Below are 14,816 nucleotides of genomic sequence, written 5' to 3'. Positions count from 1 at the left end.
GTTACCATTCTGTTTTCACTTGCGACGGCTTCCGCTAATCGATGAAGACGCGCACACAAATACTGATTGCGTTGTCAGTGATGCTGGCTGGTGCATTTGCCGCTCTGATCATCGTCAGCACACCGCCCCAAGCCGATCAGCAGCCGCAAACCGATGAACCGCTGCAGGTGCAAATCGTTACCGTGCAACCGCAGCGGATACAAATGAATGTCCGCACACAAGGACGTGTCCAGGCGCAAACCGAGATCGAATTGATAACCGGTGTTTCCGGCAATATTACCCATGTCTCACCGGCATTTGTGAGCGGCGGTTTTTTCAAAAAAGGGGATTTGCTGGTTTCCATCGATCCGGCTGAATACGATTTGCGCGTGGCGCAAGCGCAAGCACGGATGATGGAAGCGCAATATCAATTGACCCGCGAAGAAGCGGAAGCGGAGCAGGCGCGGCAAGAGTGGCAGCAACTGGGAGAAGGCGATCCCAGTCCGTTAAACCTGAGAATCCCTCAGCTGAAAGAGAAGAAGGCAAAGCTCGCGGCGGAGCGGGAAGAGTTGAAAAATGCCCGATTGCTGCGGCAGCGGACGGAAATACGGGCGCCCTTTAATGGCCGAGTGCGCAACAAAACCATCGGGATGGGGCAGTACCTCAATACAGGCGACGTGCTGGGCCGTATTTACAGCAGTGATCTGGCGGAAGTACGTTTGCCGCTGAGCACACAGGAATTGGCTTGGATTGATGTGCCGCAATGGCTGGTGAAATCAACCGAGGCCAAAGATACCCAAGTGACGCTCACAGCTTTCTACCAGGGGGCATTGCAAACCTGGCAGGGCCGTATCGTACGTAGCGAAGGTGCTATCGATGAAAAAACCGGCATGGTGATGATCGTTGCGCAAGTTAACGATCCATTCGGATTGCGGACAGTTAAGCCGGACTTCCCGGTTGCCATTTTGCCGGTAGGTTTATACGTCGAAGCGGATATCGAAGGCCGTTGGCTGGAAGATGTGTTTGTGTTGCCTGCCGCTGCATTGCTGAAAAACGATCGAGTGGCGATCGTCGATCAGGACAATCGCTTGCGGCTACGTCATGTCGACGTTCTTAGAAGAGAGCGCGAGCAAGTTATTCTGAGAGAAGGATTGATACCAGGTGACCGCATCATGGTTTCCGGTGTGCAGCACCCGGTCGACGGGATATTCGTAGCGCCGAAGGCCGGGCCGTGAGACTGATTATCTGGTTTGCCAAAAACCCGGTTGCAGCCAATCTTTTAATGCTGCTCATCATCGCTGGCGGGATCTTAGGACTGACAATGGCGAAACGCTATACGATTCCGCCGGCGCCGCAGAATCAGCTGCAAATCGAGATTGAGTATCCCGGCGCCAGCCCGGCGGAAGTCGAACAAGCGCTCTGCGTTCCAATTGAAACAGCGGTGCATGATCTGGAGGGAATACAGCAAATCAATGCAACCGCCTATCAGGCGCAATGTGAAGTCATCGTTGAATTTGATCCAAAAATCGACGTAGCGCGCTTTCAGGCAAATATTCAGGCGCGCATTGATCGCATCACGGCTTTTCCGAAAGATGCCGAGAAAGTAAAAATCAAAGAATTAAAAACCGGTACTACCGCAGTAACAGTGATGGTGCACGGTGACGTCGACATGCTGACTTTGATGCGTCAGCGTGATCAACTGCAAGCGATGTTAAGCCGGCATCCAGATATCGGGAGATTATCGCCATGGCCCGAACTTCCCTATGAAATTTCCATAGAAATCAGTGAGCCGGAACTTCGGCGGTACGATCTGGATTTTGAGGAAATTGCCGCGGCAATCCAGGCGGCGTCGAATAATATTCCAGCCGGAGAACTCAAGAAACCGGATGGTAAGTTACTGTTACGGAGCAAGCATCAAGCGATGACTGCCGCGGATTACGCAGCGATCGTGCTTCGATCGAATGAGAATGGCGCACGTTTGTTGCTTGGCGATGTTGCACAAATCCGTGAGACGGTCAATGAAAGAGATGTATTGTCGAGAATTGACGGTAAACCGGCGGTGCAAATCTTTGTCATGTCCAAAGACCGGATTCCGGCGACCGTCGAAGCCGTCAATGAAGTGATCGGCGCATTCCGTCCCGGATTGCCGGATGGCGTCGGTATTTCGACCTGGGACGATTGGTCGAAATATTACGCCGAAAACATGACGATGTTAAAGGAAAACGCCATTTCAGGCTTTTTCCTGGTCTTCCTGATATTAATGTTTACATTGCGATTCCGTCTGGCGGTGTGGGTTAGCAGCGGCATTTTGATTTCACTGCTGGGCGCGTTATGGATGATGCCGGCGCTGGGGATCTCGCTCAATACATACTCGATCGCTGCGCTGATTCTGATTATCGGTATTCTGGCCGACGATGCAATCGTTGTCGGTGAGAACATTCATACCCACCAGCAGCGCGGAAAACCCGGCTTGCAGGGTGCCGTCAGCGGCACCCGGGAAGTTGCGCCGTTGATCGTTATGATGGTGTTGTCGACCATGATCGCCTTCATCCCCGGTTTGTTTTTGCCGGGACTCAGCGGCCACTTGATGTACAACATCTCCGCCGTGGTCATTCTGGCACTGACCTTCTCGCTGCTTGAGTCATTGCTGATTTTGCCTTCCCATTTATCGGCGTGCGACCGGCCGGTGCCGGAAAAAAACCGGTTGGCGATCACCTTGGAAAGCGCTCAGAAAAAAGTGGATGTTGCGTTACAGTGGCTGATGAACCGTGTGTACGTGCCGGTACTGAAGCGCTTGCTGTACTTCCGTTACATCACGCTATCGGTTTTTGCGATTGTCTTGATGGTCGCCGTTGCACTCGTCTCATCTGGACGGATTCAAAGCGTGATGGATGCGCCGGTCAATGATTATTATTTGTTTGCCTTTCTGCAATTCGTTCCGGGGGCGCCGTTCGAGGAGGTCAATGACTATGTGTTGCGCTTGGAGCGCGCTGCCAATGACATCCGGGTGGAATTGAATACCGGACTCGGATTGGGCGCTGCGGATAGGCTGCAGGATAGTTTTCAACATATCATTTCGGTGAGTGAGGATAACGCCGCGTTTGTGGATATTGAAATCGCCATCGATGAACGGATCCGTTCGCGCATGGATTTCATCAAGCAGCAATGGGAAGAACGGCTCGGCGAATTGCCTGCCGGAGCTACACTGTCGTTTCAAACCTTCTGGCCAAGAAACCTGGGGGTCGCCACAACGCAATCGGCCAAAGCGATTGAGCTAAAGCTGATTTCTCCGGATATTGCACAGCAGAGCGCTGTCAGCGAGATACTCAAAGCCAAGCTGGCTGCATACACCGGTGTGCATAGCGTCACTGGAGCGATGCAAACCGGTAAGCCCGAGTTGAATCTCAAACTCAAGCCGGAAGCCGCATTGCAAGGCTTGACCGTGCAAAATCTGGGGGAGCAGGTGCGCAACGGTTTTCTCGGATTGGAAGTGCAGCGGTTCTTTCTGGATCGGGACGAGATCCGGGTGATGGTACGCTTGCCGTTCGAGCATCGCCGCTCTTTGGATGATATTCATCGCCTGCCGGTCAAGTTGCCCAATGGTCATATCGTGCCTTTTGCAGCAGTAGCGGAAGCCGAACTTGTGCCGGGGTTTGTTAGTATTGTCCGGCAGAACCGGGAACGTGTTCAGTTGATCAGCGCGGAAGTGTATAAGGAACAAGCCAGTGTTGAAACGATCCTTGCCGATTTGCATACCCATGTGATTCCCGCATTGGAAGCGCAGTTTCCGGGAATAAAGATCGAATCGGGGCAAGCCCGGCAGAAACAGGAAGCCGCGATGTCCGATCTGTGGCGTTATGGCATGCTGGCGTTGCTCGGCATCTACGCACTGCTGGCAATTCCCCTCAGATCCTATACCCAGCCTTTGATGATCATGCTCGCGGTTCCCTTCGGTTTTATCGGAGCGATTGCGGGGCACTTGCTGTTGGCGATTCCGCTGTCGCTGGAATCTTATGTGGCGTTATTTGCCGTCGGAGGAATCGTCATCAACGACAGCTTGCTATTAGTCGATCAAATCAACAAAGCCGCACAAAGAAATCTCACCCGCTATCAAGCGGTGATTGGGGCCTGCAAGGCGCGATTCCGTGCAATTTTCCTGACCAGCACGACTACGTTTGTAGGACTGCTGCCGTTCATTAATGTGCAGAGCTCGGATGCTGAAAAAATCCTGCCGATGGCGGTCACTCTGGCGTTCGGCATACTATTTTCGGTATTGGTTACTTTGGTATTGGTGCCGGTCAGTTGCGCGGTGCTGCGAGAATGGCCGGAGCGATTGACGGCTCCGGCGCAAGCCAGAGAAGCATCCTGATTTTTACCTGTATTTCATCAAAAAATGACATCGAACTATCCATTACTTATTAAGCAAATCTGGCATACGCCATTGGCAAACGCGCCGGATCAGCAAATCATTTACCGCGACCGGCGGCGCATGAGTTATCGCGAAGTTTACGCGCGCGTCAACCGGTTTGCCGGCGCTCTGGCCGCATCGGGTGTTGCGCTTGGCGATGTGATCGCGGTGATGGATCACGATAGCCATCGCTATCTTGAGTGTTATTTTGCGATCCCGATGTACGGCGCGGTCATGATGACCGTCAATAGCCGTCTGACACCGGACCAGATCGCCTACACTTTGAATCATTCGCAAGCCTCATTGCTGTTGCTGCATACCGATTTCATACCGGTGATCGAAAGCATCCGGAAACAATTAACCGGGATATGGCGCATCATCGTGCTGACCGATGACGATGCATTACCGTCTACCGCGCTGAACTTGGATGACGAATACGAAACTTGGTTGAAAGACCGGCCCGATCATTTCGGTTTTGCCGATTTCGATGAAAATACGCTGGCCACGGTTTTTTACACGACCGGAACGACCGGATTGCCGAAGGGAGTTTTTTATACCCACAAGCAATTGGTGCTGCATACGCTGGCGGCCGGAATGGCGTTGACGGCGCCGGCGGAACAACAGCGGTTTCATGCGGGCGATGTTTATATGCCGCTGACCCCGATGTTTCACGTGCATGCCTGGGGAATTCCGTATGTTGCCACGCTGCTGGGCGTCAGGCAGGTCTACCCGGGGCGCTATAGCGCTGAATCGTTGCTGCGTTTGATTACCGGAGAACGCGTGACTTTCTCGCATTGCGTGCCGACGTTATTGAGAATGGTGCTGACAGCGGCGCAAACGGCCGGCGCGGATTTGCGCGGCTGGAAAGTGGTGGTGGGCGGTTCGGCGTTGCCGCAAACACTGGCAGAACAAGCATTGGCGATGGGGATCGATTGCTTTTCCGGTTACGGCTTGTCTGAAACCGCGCCGATTCTGACATTGGCGCAGTTGACCGGCCATTCTGACGATTCGTCGATGATTAAACGCCGCTGCAGCGCCGGGCGCGCGATCCCGCTGGTGGATTTGAAAATTGCCGGTGAAGCGATGCAACCGCAGGCACGGGATGGTAACAGCAGCGGCGAGATCGTTGTACGTTCGCCATGGCTGACGCAGGGATATTTGAATAATGCTGGCGCCAGCGCGGCGCTTTGGCAGGGGGGATATTTGCACACTCAGGATATCGGCGTGATCGATTCGGATGGTTATCTGCGTATTACCGACCGGCTTAAGGATGTGATCAAAGTGGCGGGGGAATGGGTGTCATCGCTGGAAGTGGAGAATGCCCTGGCTTCCGTTGCTGGTGTCAAGGAAGTTGCGGTGATCGGCATACCGGATTTACGCTGGGGAGAACGGCCGCTGGCTTTAGTGGCGGCGGATCCGCTGCTATTCGACGAATCAGCGGCGCAGCAGCAGATCCGCTCATGCGTTTCGCAAGGTTTGATTTCGAAACATGCATTGCTGACCCGGTTCAAACAGGTGAAGGTAATTGCCAAAACCAGTGTCGGCAAGGTTGATAAAAATGTGTTACGGGCCGAACACGGCGCCGCGTCATAGCGAATCTGGAAAAATGCTGAAACCGGTTACCTTTGTTTATGTGTTGTTGGCCGTTTTTGCGCTCAATGCGTGCCAGCTGGCCGGGCAGCTGCCCCGCGAGTCTGAGAATACCGAGATTCTGTGGGATACCTGGGGTGTTCCGCACATCGTTGCCGCTCATGATCGCGACGCTTTTTATGCGTTTGGCTGGGCGCAGATGCGCAGTCACGCCGATTTGCTGCTCAAACTCTACGCCATAGCACGCGGACGCGGCGCTGAATATTTTGGCGAAGATTATCTGGCTGCCGATCGCTCGATCCGGCTGCTCGGCATTCCGTCATTGGCCGAGCAGTGGTATCAGCAGCAGGAACCCGGGTTCAAAGACAATTTGGCGGCATTTGCCGCTGGCATCAATGAATTTGCCCGCCGCCATCCCGAGGTGATTTCCGGTCAAGTAAAAACCGTTCTGCCGGTAACGCCGCAAGATATCATTGCACATACTACGAGAATAATGACCGTTTTTGCCGCCGGCATTTCGGAATGCGGCGCCGTGCTACCGGGATTTGATTTTAATAGCCAGCCTCCGGGATCAAATGGCTGGGCATTGGGCGCCAAGTTTTCCAGCAGTGGCAATGCGATGCTGCTCGCCAATCCCCATTTGAGCTGGCACGGCATGGAAACACTGTTTGAAGCCCATATTCTGTTACCCGGTCTGAATCTCTATGGCGCAGCCCTGGTTGGATCGCCTGTTCTGCAGATTGCGTTTAACGATCATCTGGGGTGGACGCATACGGTCAATCCCATGGACGGTTGTGATTTATACCGGCTAAGGCTGGCGGGTGACCATTTGGATGAGGGTTACTGGCTCGATGGTGCGGTAAATGCATTCGAGGTAAGCAGCGAAACTATATTGATTCGCCGGGACGGCGACCGCATGGATAGCGAAGCGTTGATGATTCGCCGTGCATTGCAGGGACCTGTGATCGAACATGCCGGAGAAATTCTGTCGATTCGCTTAGCATTGCTGGCAACGCAGCAATTGGCCGGGATGAATCAACAATGGTGGGAAATGGGGCGGGCGGCCGATCTGGAGAGATTTCAGGAAGTTCTGGCGGGCGGCCATTTGCCTTTGTTTAACGTGATATACGCCGATGCCGATAAGCAAGTGATGCTCGCATTTAACGGAATTATCCCGCAGCGTACTGCCGGTGACGCGATTTTTTGGCGAAAACCCGTGGCCGGCGATGATTCCCGGTTGATCTGGAAGCAGTTCCACCATTACCGGGATTTACCCAAAGTCATTAATCCGGATGCCGGCTGGGTGCAAAACAGTAATGGCGCTCCATGGTATATGACCTTGCCCGTGCTGGACAAAAAACAGTATCCGGAAAATATGACCTTGGATGTCACCAATAATCGCGAATTACAAAGTTTGCGAATGCTGGCGGCGCAGCCGGAAATGAGTTTTGAGGAATTGGTTGCGGCCAAGCATTCGACGCATTCGCTGGCGGCCGATCAGTTGCTGGATGAATTGTTGCTGGCTGCGCTTGCCAGTGACGATCCGCTATTGCATCAAGCCGCCGCGGTAATGAGTCAATGGGACCGGCAATTTCTGGCGGAAAGCCGTGGCGCAAGACTTTTTAGTCTTTGGTTCGAGAAATGGGCTGAACTGACAATCGCTAAAGCAACGGAGATAAATCCCAATTATGTTTTTACCCCTGATCAGTTACTGGGCAGTCTTTTTTATTGGCAGCCGTTTGATTCTTCCAAACCGTTGATGACGCCTCGCGGTTTAGCCGACAAGCCGCTCGCACTGAATGCTTTACGTGAAGCCATAGCCCAACTGCTTGCAGAGACCGGAAAGCTTGATATTACCTGGGGAGAAGTCGCCCGCTTGCGCCGGGATAGAATCGATTTGCCTGGCAATGGCGCCGACACGGACTTGGGGGTTTTCAGAGAAATTGTCTATGAACCGGATGTCGATGGAAAACTGAGATCATCTTATGGAGATTCTTTCATTGCGGTCATTGAATTTTCCAAACCGGTGCGTGCACAAGTACTGATGACCTACGGCAATGCAACACAATCCCCATTTTTTGAAACGTATAACCAATTAGATCTGGCCGCCAAACAGCAATTACGACCTGTCTGGAGCAGTCGAAATGAAATTGAAAGTAATGTGCAATTCCGTGAATTTCTGTCTTACGATACGCTGGGTATTTATGAAAATAGAACACGATAGTCAGTTTTTGCAGCTTGAATTTACCTGAAAAGCTATTATTGAATAGCTAGATTGACACTAAGTCCGATAAGCAGACTTTGATTACTTAGTTGTAAGAATTTCTAGCGTTGTTTACAGTATTCAGGAGAATACTGTAGATGAACATACATAAACGTACACGATTAACTTTATTGGATCGCCAGGAGATCTGGCGGCTATATCAAACCCGGCTGTGGAAGGTAGCGCATTTGGCGGAATGCTCCTATGTCAGCAGTCCAAGGATTTATGACGTGCTGAAACGCGCGAGACTACAGGAATTTACTCCGCGCGACAGCACTAACCAGCGGTTTAAAACATTGCAGTACGGTCTCGAGCGAGAAACCAAGCGCTATAATAAGTCCTACCCGGGCGAACTTGTTCACTTCGATACCAAGCGGTTTTCCTTGTTGAAAGGGCAATCTGCCAGTGAACCTCGCGAATGTCTGTTTGTGGCTATCGATGATTTCTCCAGGGAGCTCTGAATGCTGAGATCTTTCCTGATAAAACCCAACACAGCGCCGCGCCGCTTGCTTCCTTCTAAGTACTGCTGCTCAATGTCTTTACCAGATCGACTACGCTTATTCCGATAACGGCAAGGAATTTAAAGGAACTAACGCTCTTACTTTCGTCAAAGCTTGCAGGCAATACGGTATTAGGCAGAAGTTTACCCGCATTAATCGCCCTCAAACCAACGGCAAAGCGAACGAGTCATCCGTCCCTGATAGATATGTGGCACAGCGAAACTTGCTTTAAAGACAGCACCGATCGCTGCATTCAGCTTTTCCGTTTCATTAACTTCTACAATACTGTAAAACTGCATAAGAGTTTGAATAATGCAGCCCCTTATGAAATACTCAACGCTTATTTCAATCAACTTCTGTGTAAACAACCCTGATATTTCAGGTTTTTATGGTCAATTAGGACTGGGTCAACAACAATGCTTGCTCCAGATTTATCCGGCAGTATCCGCTACTAACCAGTTACAAAAGATGGGTAAAAAGATGTGTATATTATAATAAAAGATATAATTATTATTATAATTCAATTGATTATATGTGATGTTTGGCGGAGAGAGAGGGATTCGAACCCTCGATAAGCTTTTTGAGCCTATACTCCCTTAGCAGGGGAGCGCCTTCGACCACTCGGCCATCTCTCCGGTTATCAGTGTTGCAGTTTTTAAAGTTGAATGCGTGGGTTTAGAGTGCTTGTTCGAGATCAAAAGCTTTGTGTAACACTCTGACAGCCAATTCCATATATTTCTCATCGACCACAACTGAGATTTTTATTTCAGATGTTGCGATCATTTGTATGTTGATGCCTTCTTCCGCTAACACCCGGAACATTTTGCTGGCAATTCCAGCGTGAGATCGCATTCCGACACCAACGACCGATACTTTTGCAATTCTATCACCACCCAGTACATCGCGGGCGCCAATATGTGGCTGGATCTGTTCTTTTAGAATATTCATCGTATTTTTAAATTCATTTCGATGAACGGTAAAGGAGAAATCCGTTAAGCCATCGTGTCCGACATTCTGGATAATCATGTCGACATCAATATTGGCATCAGCGACGGGCCCAAGTATCTGATAAGCGATACCAGGATGGTCCGGAACACCTAATACAGTAATTTTCGCTTCATCACGATTGAATGCGATACCTGAAATAACCGCTTGTTCCATATTTTCATCTTCCTCAAATGTGATCAGCGTGCCTTGGCCATCTTCTTCGAAACTGGATAGAACTCTGAGCTTGACTTTATATTTTCCGGCAAACTCAACGGATCTGAGTTGTAATACTTTGGAACCCAGGCTTGCCATTTCGAGCATTTCTTCAAAAGTTATGGTATTTAATCGTCTGGCTTCAGCGACTACACGGGGGTCGGTCGTATAAATTCCATCTACGTCGGTATAAATTTGACATTCATCGGCTTTCAGCGCAGCGGCGAGTGCGACACCCGTCGTGTCCGAACCACCGCGACCTAAGGTGGTAATGCTGCCTTTTTCATCGACACCTTGGAATCCGGCAACAACAACGACATATCCAGCCTCCAAATCCGCTCGAATCTTGTCTTCATCGATGCTTAAGATGCGTGCTTTGGTATATGTGCTATCGGTTAAGATCCTGACTTGGGAACCTGTGTAACTTTTCGCTTTAACATTCAGTTCCATCAATGCCATTGCCAAGAGTGCAATTGAAACTTGCTCTCCTGTTGAGATCATCACATCCAATTCACGCGGACTGGGATTTTCTTGTACTTCATGCGCTAAAGCAATCAATCGGTTGGTTTCACCACTCATTGCCGAAACGACGATAACAAGGCGATGGCCTTGTGCATGGAATTTTGCTACCCGGCGCGCAACATTTTTTATTCTTTCAGTACTTCCGACTGAAGTGCCGCCATATTTTTGTACGTAAAAAGCCACGAAATTAAAAATCCATTAAATTATGGAATGGAAAAAGCGCATAATTCTACACATTTCTCATATAGAAAACTAGTAATTGAACTGTAGGTAGCTTGCGACTAAGTGTTTGCAAACAGATGAATTCAAGCTGCTGGTATTCATGCTTTGCTGCATAATACTCTTAGAAAAGGCAATCTAATCGACCACGCAAGCATCTTTGAAAACTACCTTACGTTGACAACTCGTACAACACGATGGCCCATTTGTACTATATTCATGATCCGATGTGTAGTTGGTGCTATGCATTTAGTGAAGCATGGTTGCTATTTCAGAACAATTTATCAAGTGAAGTTGATATCGTTCATTTATTAGGCGGTTTGGCTCCCGATACCACGGCGCCGATGCCGCTCACAGTACAACAGAATATTCAACAAGCTTGGCAAAGAATCGAACAGACGATACCGGGTATCCGGTTTAATTGGGAATTCTGGACGCGCAATCAACCGATCCGTTCAACCTACCCGGCTTGCCGGGCAGTTATCGCAGCAACAAGGCAAAACCAAGAAACGGGACTGAGGATGATCCGCGCCATTCAAGATGGCTATTACCAAAAGGCAAAAAATCCTGCATTGTTGGAAGTATTAGTGGAATGCGCCGAAGCGATCGGTCTTGATACGAATACTTTCAAGGTTGATCTGGAAAGTATAGATGTCGAGAACGAATTGCAGCGGCAGATACAATTGTCCAGAAGCATGGATGTTTATTCTTATCCATCCTTACGATTAGTGCATAGAGAAACGATATACCCAATCGCAATCGACTACCGGAATTATCGCAGCATGCTCGATGAGATTAATAATTATCTTTAATACACCTATCGGCTGCGCTTTTTTAGTCAAAGAAAGTTTTTCTTAATTTCTCCCAGAATCCATTTGCCTCAACGGTTTGTGACTGAGAATTCTTGTCGATCAGTAAATTTTCCATGGTTAATTGATATATCTTGGAAAGTTTATCCAGATCGTCGACTTCAACGTTCTCATTCAGTTTATGAATCGTGGCATTGCAGGGGCCGAATTCGACGACTTGTTGGCAGATATCGGCGATGAACCGGCCGTCCGAGGTGCCGCCGGATGTAGAGAGTTGCGGTTCAAGAGTGGTAACTGACGAAATGGCTGCGTGCATTGCATTCGCTAGCTCGGCTTTCTCTGTCAAAAACGGTTTTCCCGACAATTCCCATTGCAATTCATAATTGAGGCCATGCTTGTCAAGAATTTGATGCACTTTGGTTTTTAAAGAATCAACGGTACTGGCGGTCGAGAATCGAAAATTAAATAATAAATTCAATGTACCCGGTATCACATTGGTTGCACCGGTACCGGCATGGATGTTGGAAATATGCCAGGTGGTCGGCGGAAAGTATTCGTTGCCTTGATCCCATTCAGTTTGCGCTAATTCGGCAATCGCCGGAGCGACAAGATGGATAGGGTTTTTGGCTAAATGTGGGTAAGCGATATGACCTTGAATACCCATCACTGTCAGATTACCGGATAAAGATCCGCGTCGGCCATTTTTAATGGTGTCTCCAAGTTTGTCGGTACAAGTCGGCTCACCGACGATACAGTAATCAATCAGTTCTCCTCGCGCTTTTAAGGTCTCGACAACTTTCACTGTGCCATCGATCGCGATTCCTTCTTCATCCGAGGTGATCAACAATGCAATCGAGCCATTATGATCAGCATGCTGCTGCACGAAAGCCTCAATGGCCGTGATAAATGCCGCTAGCGATGATTTCATATCCGCCGCACCTCGACCGTATAGCCGGTTGTCTCTGATCACAGGTGTGAATGGATCGCTGTCCCACTCTTCTAATGGACCCGTTGGAACAACATCCGTATGCCCGGCAAAGCATAAAACTGGTGAGCTTTTGCCACGCCGAGCCCAAAAATTGTCGACTTCACCGAAACGCATTTTTTCAACGTGGAAATCAAGCTTTTCGAGTCGTTCGATCAAGATCTCCTGGCAACCGTCATCAGACGGTGTGAGAGATTTACAGGCAATCAGTGTTTGGGCGAAGGCTAAAGTATCATTTGACATAGCAATGTTTGATTTTAAAAAGTGATTTAAGGTTATATCGAAGAGAATAACGCAGTTTATCTATCGTTTTAATTAAATTCGAATAAGAGAATGATTGAATTTTATTGCAATCCATCCGTAATATAAAAAATAAATAAATATGTCAGAATTTTCTGGCAACTAAAGAGTTGGCATATTGTACTAGTTATAAGGAAGGAAGATTAAAATGGCGCTAAAAAAAACTATCAAAGAATTTAAAGAACACTTAGGTGACAAAGATTCATTATTGGATACTCGATATCAGAGAGTTGCTGATATGATTGAATTGCATTGGGGATATAAAGAATTTTACTCTTACATCAGTAAGTTACTTGTTGTGGAGCGTGATCAAAGCAGGCAGGGATTTCCATTGGATGTTCTGCAAGAGATCTATACCTTACAAGAAATTCATGAAAAAGCTTTCCCTCATCTACAAAGTCCAGTAAAAAGTAATGGTCTGGAAATGGCATCATTCAGGTAACCATGATCAGCGTCCGATGCGGAATAGGTTGATTCGACTGAATGATCATACATTATCGAGTTGATTGCGGCGCCAAGGCTACGGCAATGGTGATTTGGCCTCCCGCAATCAATTAACGAAACAAGTTCCTAAGCCATTCTTCAAGTTTTCTGGTTGCCATTACATCATCGCGGTTATAGCTCAAAATTTCAGCTTTTAACCGCTGCCGCTCAGCATTGTTTTTTTCTGTACGAAAGCGGTTGAATTGCACCACTGACCACTGAGATCCCGATTCTTCATTCTGCCATTGAAAATTTACCAAGGCCGAATGTTTGCAAATATCCTTAAGTCCGTACCCTTGCAGCGGTAATACCAAACAATCCAATACCGGATTCTGTATATCGAATAATGGGCTATTCGGGCCGAGCAACCAGGCAACCGTAGCATGTTTTTCCATCGCATATCGTTCGGCATATTTGCGGATGGTGGCTTTTTCATGATTCGAATAGTGAGTGAGTATGAGTGACGGATAACGAGTTCGATATTCTTCAATTTTATTCAAGAAACCCAGCCAACCTTCAAAATCATTGGCTTCATGATCAGTCCATACATACTCAAAACATCCAGTATCGTAGTCCGGCAGCAGAAAACCCCAAAGATAGACATGACGTTCGCGGTCGGGTGTTAACGGATTATCTTCGATATCGAAATGGATCCAAGTACCATCAGGAAGCGCGGTTCGCTCGAGCTGGAAAACTTTTCCGGTAAGATAGGAATTGGCCTGCAAAATAGCGCGATGTTTTCGTTTGGTGCCTTTGAGATAAGGTGCATCGGGAAGCGATTCGACCGAACAAGCTGCGAGCTGGGAAATGGTCTTAATCCCTGATTCGGCCAGATGATCCGCTGCTTTTCCATGAATGCCATACAGTAAGGAAATGTCTTCCGATGTTTCAAATTCCGGGAGGCAGTCATTAAAATACGGGCAAATACGGCACTTGCTATGACTGTATCGAACCAGTGGCGGTTGCGGTAAGTCAAGGATTGCGCGCATACTGACAATGAATTCATCGACCACTGCATCAACCTCGTCGCCAAGCATTGCCGTGCGTCCGTCACCCAGAAAAACCAGCGCCGGTAACTTATTCGACAATAATCGCCGATAAATGCCGAGCTGAATTTGAATGGCCTTCTTGTTCTCGCTGGAAGATAGCTTGGCATCGGCGGGTTGATAGTGACCGCTTTCATGCCGTATCAGAAAATCAGGATATCCGACCAAGCCTAGTTGTTCACTTTTTAATTGCCCTTGATAAATGACTGGCACACCTTGCTGAATTAAAGCGTGCGTATGTTCAACGGAAGTTGCCGTGCTCACTGGGTACTGGCTTTCCAGTTTGGCGAGGATTGTCGCTTCATGTTCCAGACCAATGTCGCTAAGCATGCGATTAAAATCATCGGGCTCGTACGCGACCGGTTGATGTTGATCAAACCAAACCCGCCTGGTGCAGGCCACCCATGCCGATGCATCACTTGGTCTGATTAAAGCGGGTAAGGTTGTTTTGCGATTACGCATCATTGGGGGTTTCTGGCAGACCGGTTCGTGACTGTCTTCTTTTTAAACGG

Annotated in this window: 11 protein-coding genes and 1 tRNA gene; 7 read left to right on the top strand and 5 right to left on the bottom strand. The window is 48.9% G+C overall.

Going from position 1 to position 14,816, the window contains the following annotated elements; translation table 11 throughout:
* Positions 1-41: 41 nt before the first annotated feature.
* The 5 genes from ACV7NC_RS03985 to ACV7NC_RS03965 all read left to right on the top strand — a co-directional run bounded on the left by ACV7NC_RS03985 (position 42) and on the right by ACV7NC_RS03965 (position 8,701).
* The gene (locus tag ACV7NC_RS03985) at positions 42-1,214 is read left to right on the top strand and encodes an efflux RND transporter periplasmic adaptor subunit (RefSeq protein ID WP_458154170.1); all 1,173 of its coding nucleotides are present in this window, start codon (positions 42-44) and stop codon (positions 1,212-1,214) included.
* The gene (locus ACV7NC_RS03980) at positions 1,211-4,348 is read left to right on the top strand and encodes an efflux RND transporter permease subunit (RefSeq protein WP_458154169.1); all 3,138 of its coding nucleotides are present in this window, start codon (positions 1,211-1,213) and stop codon (positions 4,346-4,348) included. Before ACV7NC_RS03985 ends, ACV7NC_RS03980 begins: the two co-directional genes overlap by 4 nt.
* A gap of 24 nt (positions 4,349-4,372) precedes the next feature.
* Positions 4,373-5,980, top strand: coding sequence for a fatty acid--CoA ligase (locus tag ACV7NC_RS03975; RefSeq protein WP_458154167.1), 1,608 nt, complete (start codon positions 4,373-4,375; stop codon positions 5,978-5,980).
* 13 nt (positions 5,981-5,993) lie between these two features.
* A complete protein-coding gene (locus ACV7NC_RS03970) occupies positions 5,994-8,201 on the top strand; it encodes a penicillin acylase family protein (protein ID WP_458154166.1) in 2,208 nt (735 codons plus the stop codon).
* 137 nt (positions 8,202-8,338) lie between these two features.
* Positions 8,339-8,701, top strand: a complete 363-nt coding sequence (locus ACV7NC_RS03965) for a hypothetical protein (RefSeq protein WP_458154165.1) — start codon at positions 8,339-8,341, stop codon at positions 8,699-8,701.
* A 191-nt stretch (positions 8,702-8,892) separates the two neighbouring features.
* Here ACV7NC_RS03965 and ACV7NC_RS03960 read toward each other — a convergent pair whose 3' ends face one another.
* The 3 genes from ACV7NC_RS03960 to ACV7NC_RS03950 form a co-directional block, all read right to left on the bottom strand.
* Positions 8,893-9,039: a hypothetical protein gene (locus tag ACV7NC_RS03960; protein WP_458154164.1), complete on the bottom strand. Its 147-nt coding sequence runs from the start codon at positions 9,037-9,039 to the stop codon at positions 8,893-8,895.
* Positions 9,040-9,282: 243 nt separating this feature from the next.
* A tRNA-Ser gene (locus ACV7NC_RS03955) sits at positions 9,283-9,375 on the bottom strand.
* Positions 9,376-9,415: 40 nt separating this feature from the next.
* Positions 9,416-10,645 (bottom strand): aspartate kinase, encoded by a 1,230-nt coding sequence (locus ACV7NC_RS03950; RefSeq protein ID WP_458154163.1) that lies wholly within the window; start codon positions 10,643-10,645, stop codon positions 9,416-9,418.
* A 233-nt stretch (positions 10,646-10,878) separates the two neighbouring features.
* Between ACV7NC_RS03950 and ACV7NC_RS03945 the strand changes: the two genes are divergently transcribed.
* Positions 10,879-11,493: a DsbA family protein gene (locus tag ACV7NC_RS03945; RefSeq protein ID WP_458154162.1), complete on the top strand. Its 615-nt coding sequence runs from the start codon at positions 10,879-10,881 to the stop codon at positions 11,491-11,493.
* Between the two features lie 22 nt (positions 11,494-11,515).
* Here the strand turns inward: ACV7NC_RS03945 and dapE are convergent, their stop codons facing one another.
* Positions 11,516-12,718, bottom strand: coding sequence for a succinyl-diaminopimelate desuccinylase (gene dapE, locus ACV7NC_RS03940; RefSeq protein ID WP_458154160.1), 1,203 nt, complete (start codon positions 12,716-12,718; stop codon positions 11,516-11,518).
* Positions 12,719-12,923: 205 nt separating this feature from the next.
* Between dapE and ACV7NC_RS03935 the strand changes: the two genes are divergently transcribed.
* Positions 12,924-13,217, top strand: a complete 294-nt coding sequence (locus ACV7NC_RS03935) for a hypothetical protein (protein ID WP_458154159.1) — start codon at positions 12,924-12,926, stop codon at positions 13,215-13,217.
* A 112-nt stretch (positions 13,218-13,329) separates the two neighbouring features.
* Here ACV7NC_RS03935 and ACV7NC_RS03930 read toward each other — a convergent pair whose 3' ends face one another.
* The gene (locus ACV7NC_RS03930; protein WP_458154158.1) at positions 13,330-14,769 is read right to left on the bottom strand and encodes a TM0106 family RecB-like putative nuclease; all 1,440 of its coding nucleotides are present in this window, start codon (positions 14,767-14,769) and stop codon (positions 13,330-13,332) included.
* Positions 14,770-14,816 lie beyond the last annotated feature (47 nt).

This window comes from Nitrosomonas limosa (assembly GCF_054188085.1).
The sequence above is the reverse complement of the archived record's forward strand: the minus strand, read 5'-3'. Positions and strand labels throughout refer to the sequence as shown.

What these genes read in the sequence shown, in the direction of transcription:
- ACV7NC_RS03970 (WP_458154166.1), top strand. Translation starts at nt 5,994, where the DNA reads ATGCTGAAACCGGTTACCTTTGTTTATGTGTTGTTGGCCGTTTTTGCG.
- ACV7NC_RS03965 (WP_458154165.1), top strand. Translation starts at nt 8,339, where the DNA reads ATGAACATACATAAACGTACACGATTAACTTTATTGGATCGCCAGGAG.
- ACV7NC_RS03930 (WP_458154158.1), bottom strand. Translation starts at nt 14,769, where the DNA reads ATGATGCGTAATCGCAAAACAACCTTACCCGCTTTAATCAGACCAAGT.
- ACV7NC_RS03975 (WP_458154167.1), top strand. Translation starts at nt 4,373, where the DNA reads ATGACATCGAACTATCCATTACTTATTAAGCAAATCTGGCATACGCCA.
- ACV7NC_RS03945 (WP_458154162.1), top strand. Translation starts at nt 10,879, where the DNA reads ATGGCCCATTTGTACTATATTCATGATCCGATGTGTAGTTGGTGCTAT.
- ACV7NC_RS03985 (WP_458154170.1), top strand. Translation starts at nt 42, where the DNA reads ATGAAGACGCGCACACAAATACTGATTGCGTTGTCAGTGATGCTGGCT.
- dapE (WP_458154160.1), bottom strand. Translation starts at nt 12,718, where the DNA reads ATGTCAAATGATACTTTAGCCTTCGCCCAAACACTGATTGCCTGTAAA.
- ACV7NC_RS03935 (WP_458154159.1), top strand. Translation starts at nt 12,924, where the DNA reads ATGGCGCTAAAAAAAACTATCAAAGAATTTAAAGAACACTTAGGTGAC.
- ACV7NC_RS03960 (WP_458154164.1), bottom strand. Translation starts at nt 9,039, where the DNA reads ATGCAGTTTTACAGTATTGTAGAAGTTAATGAAACGGAAAAGCTGAAT.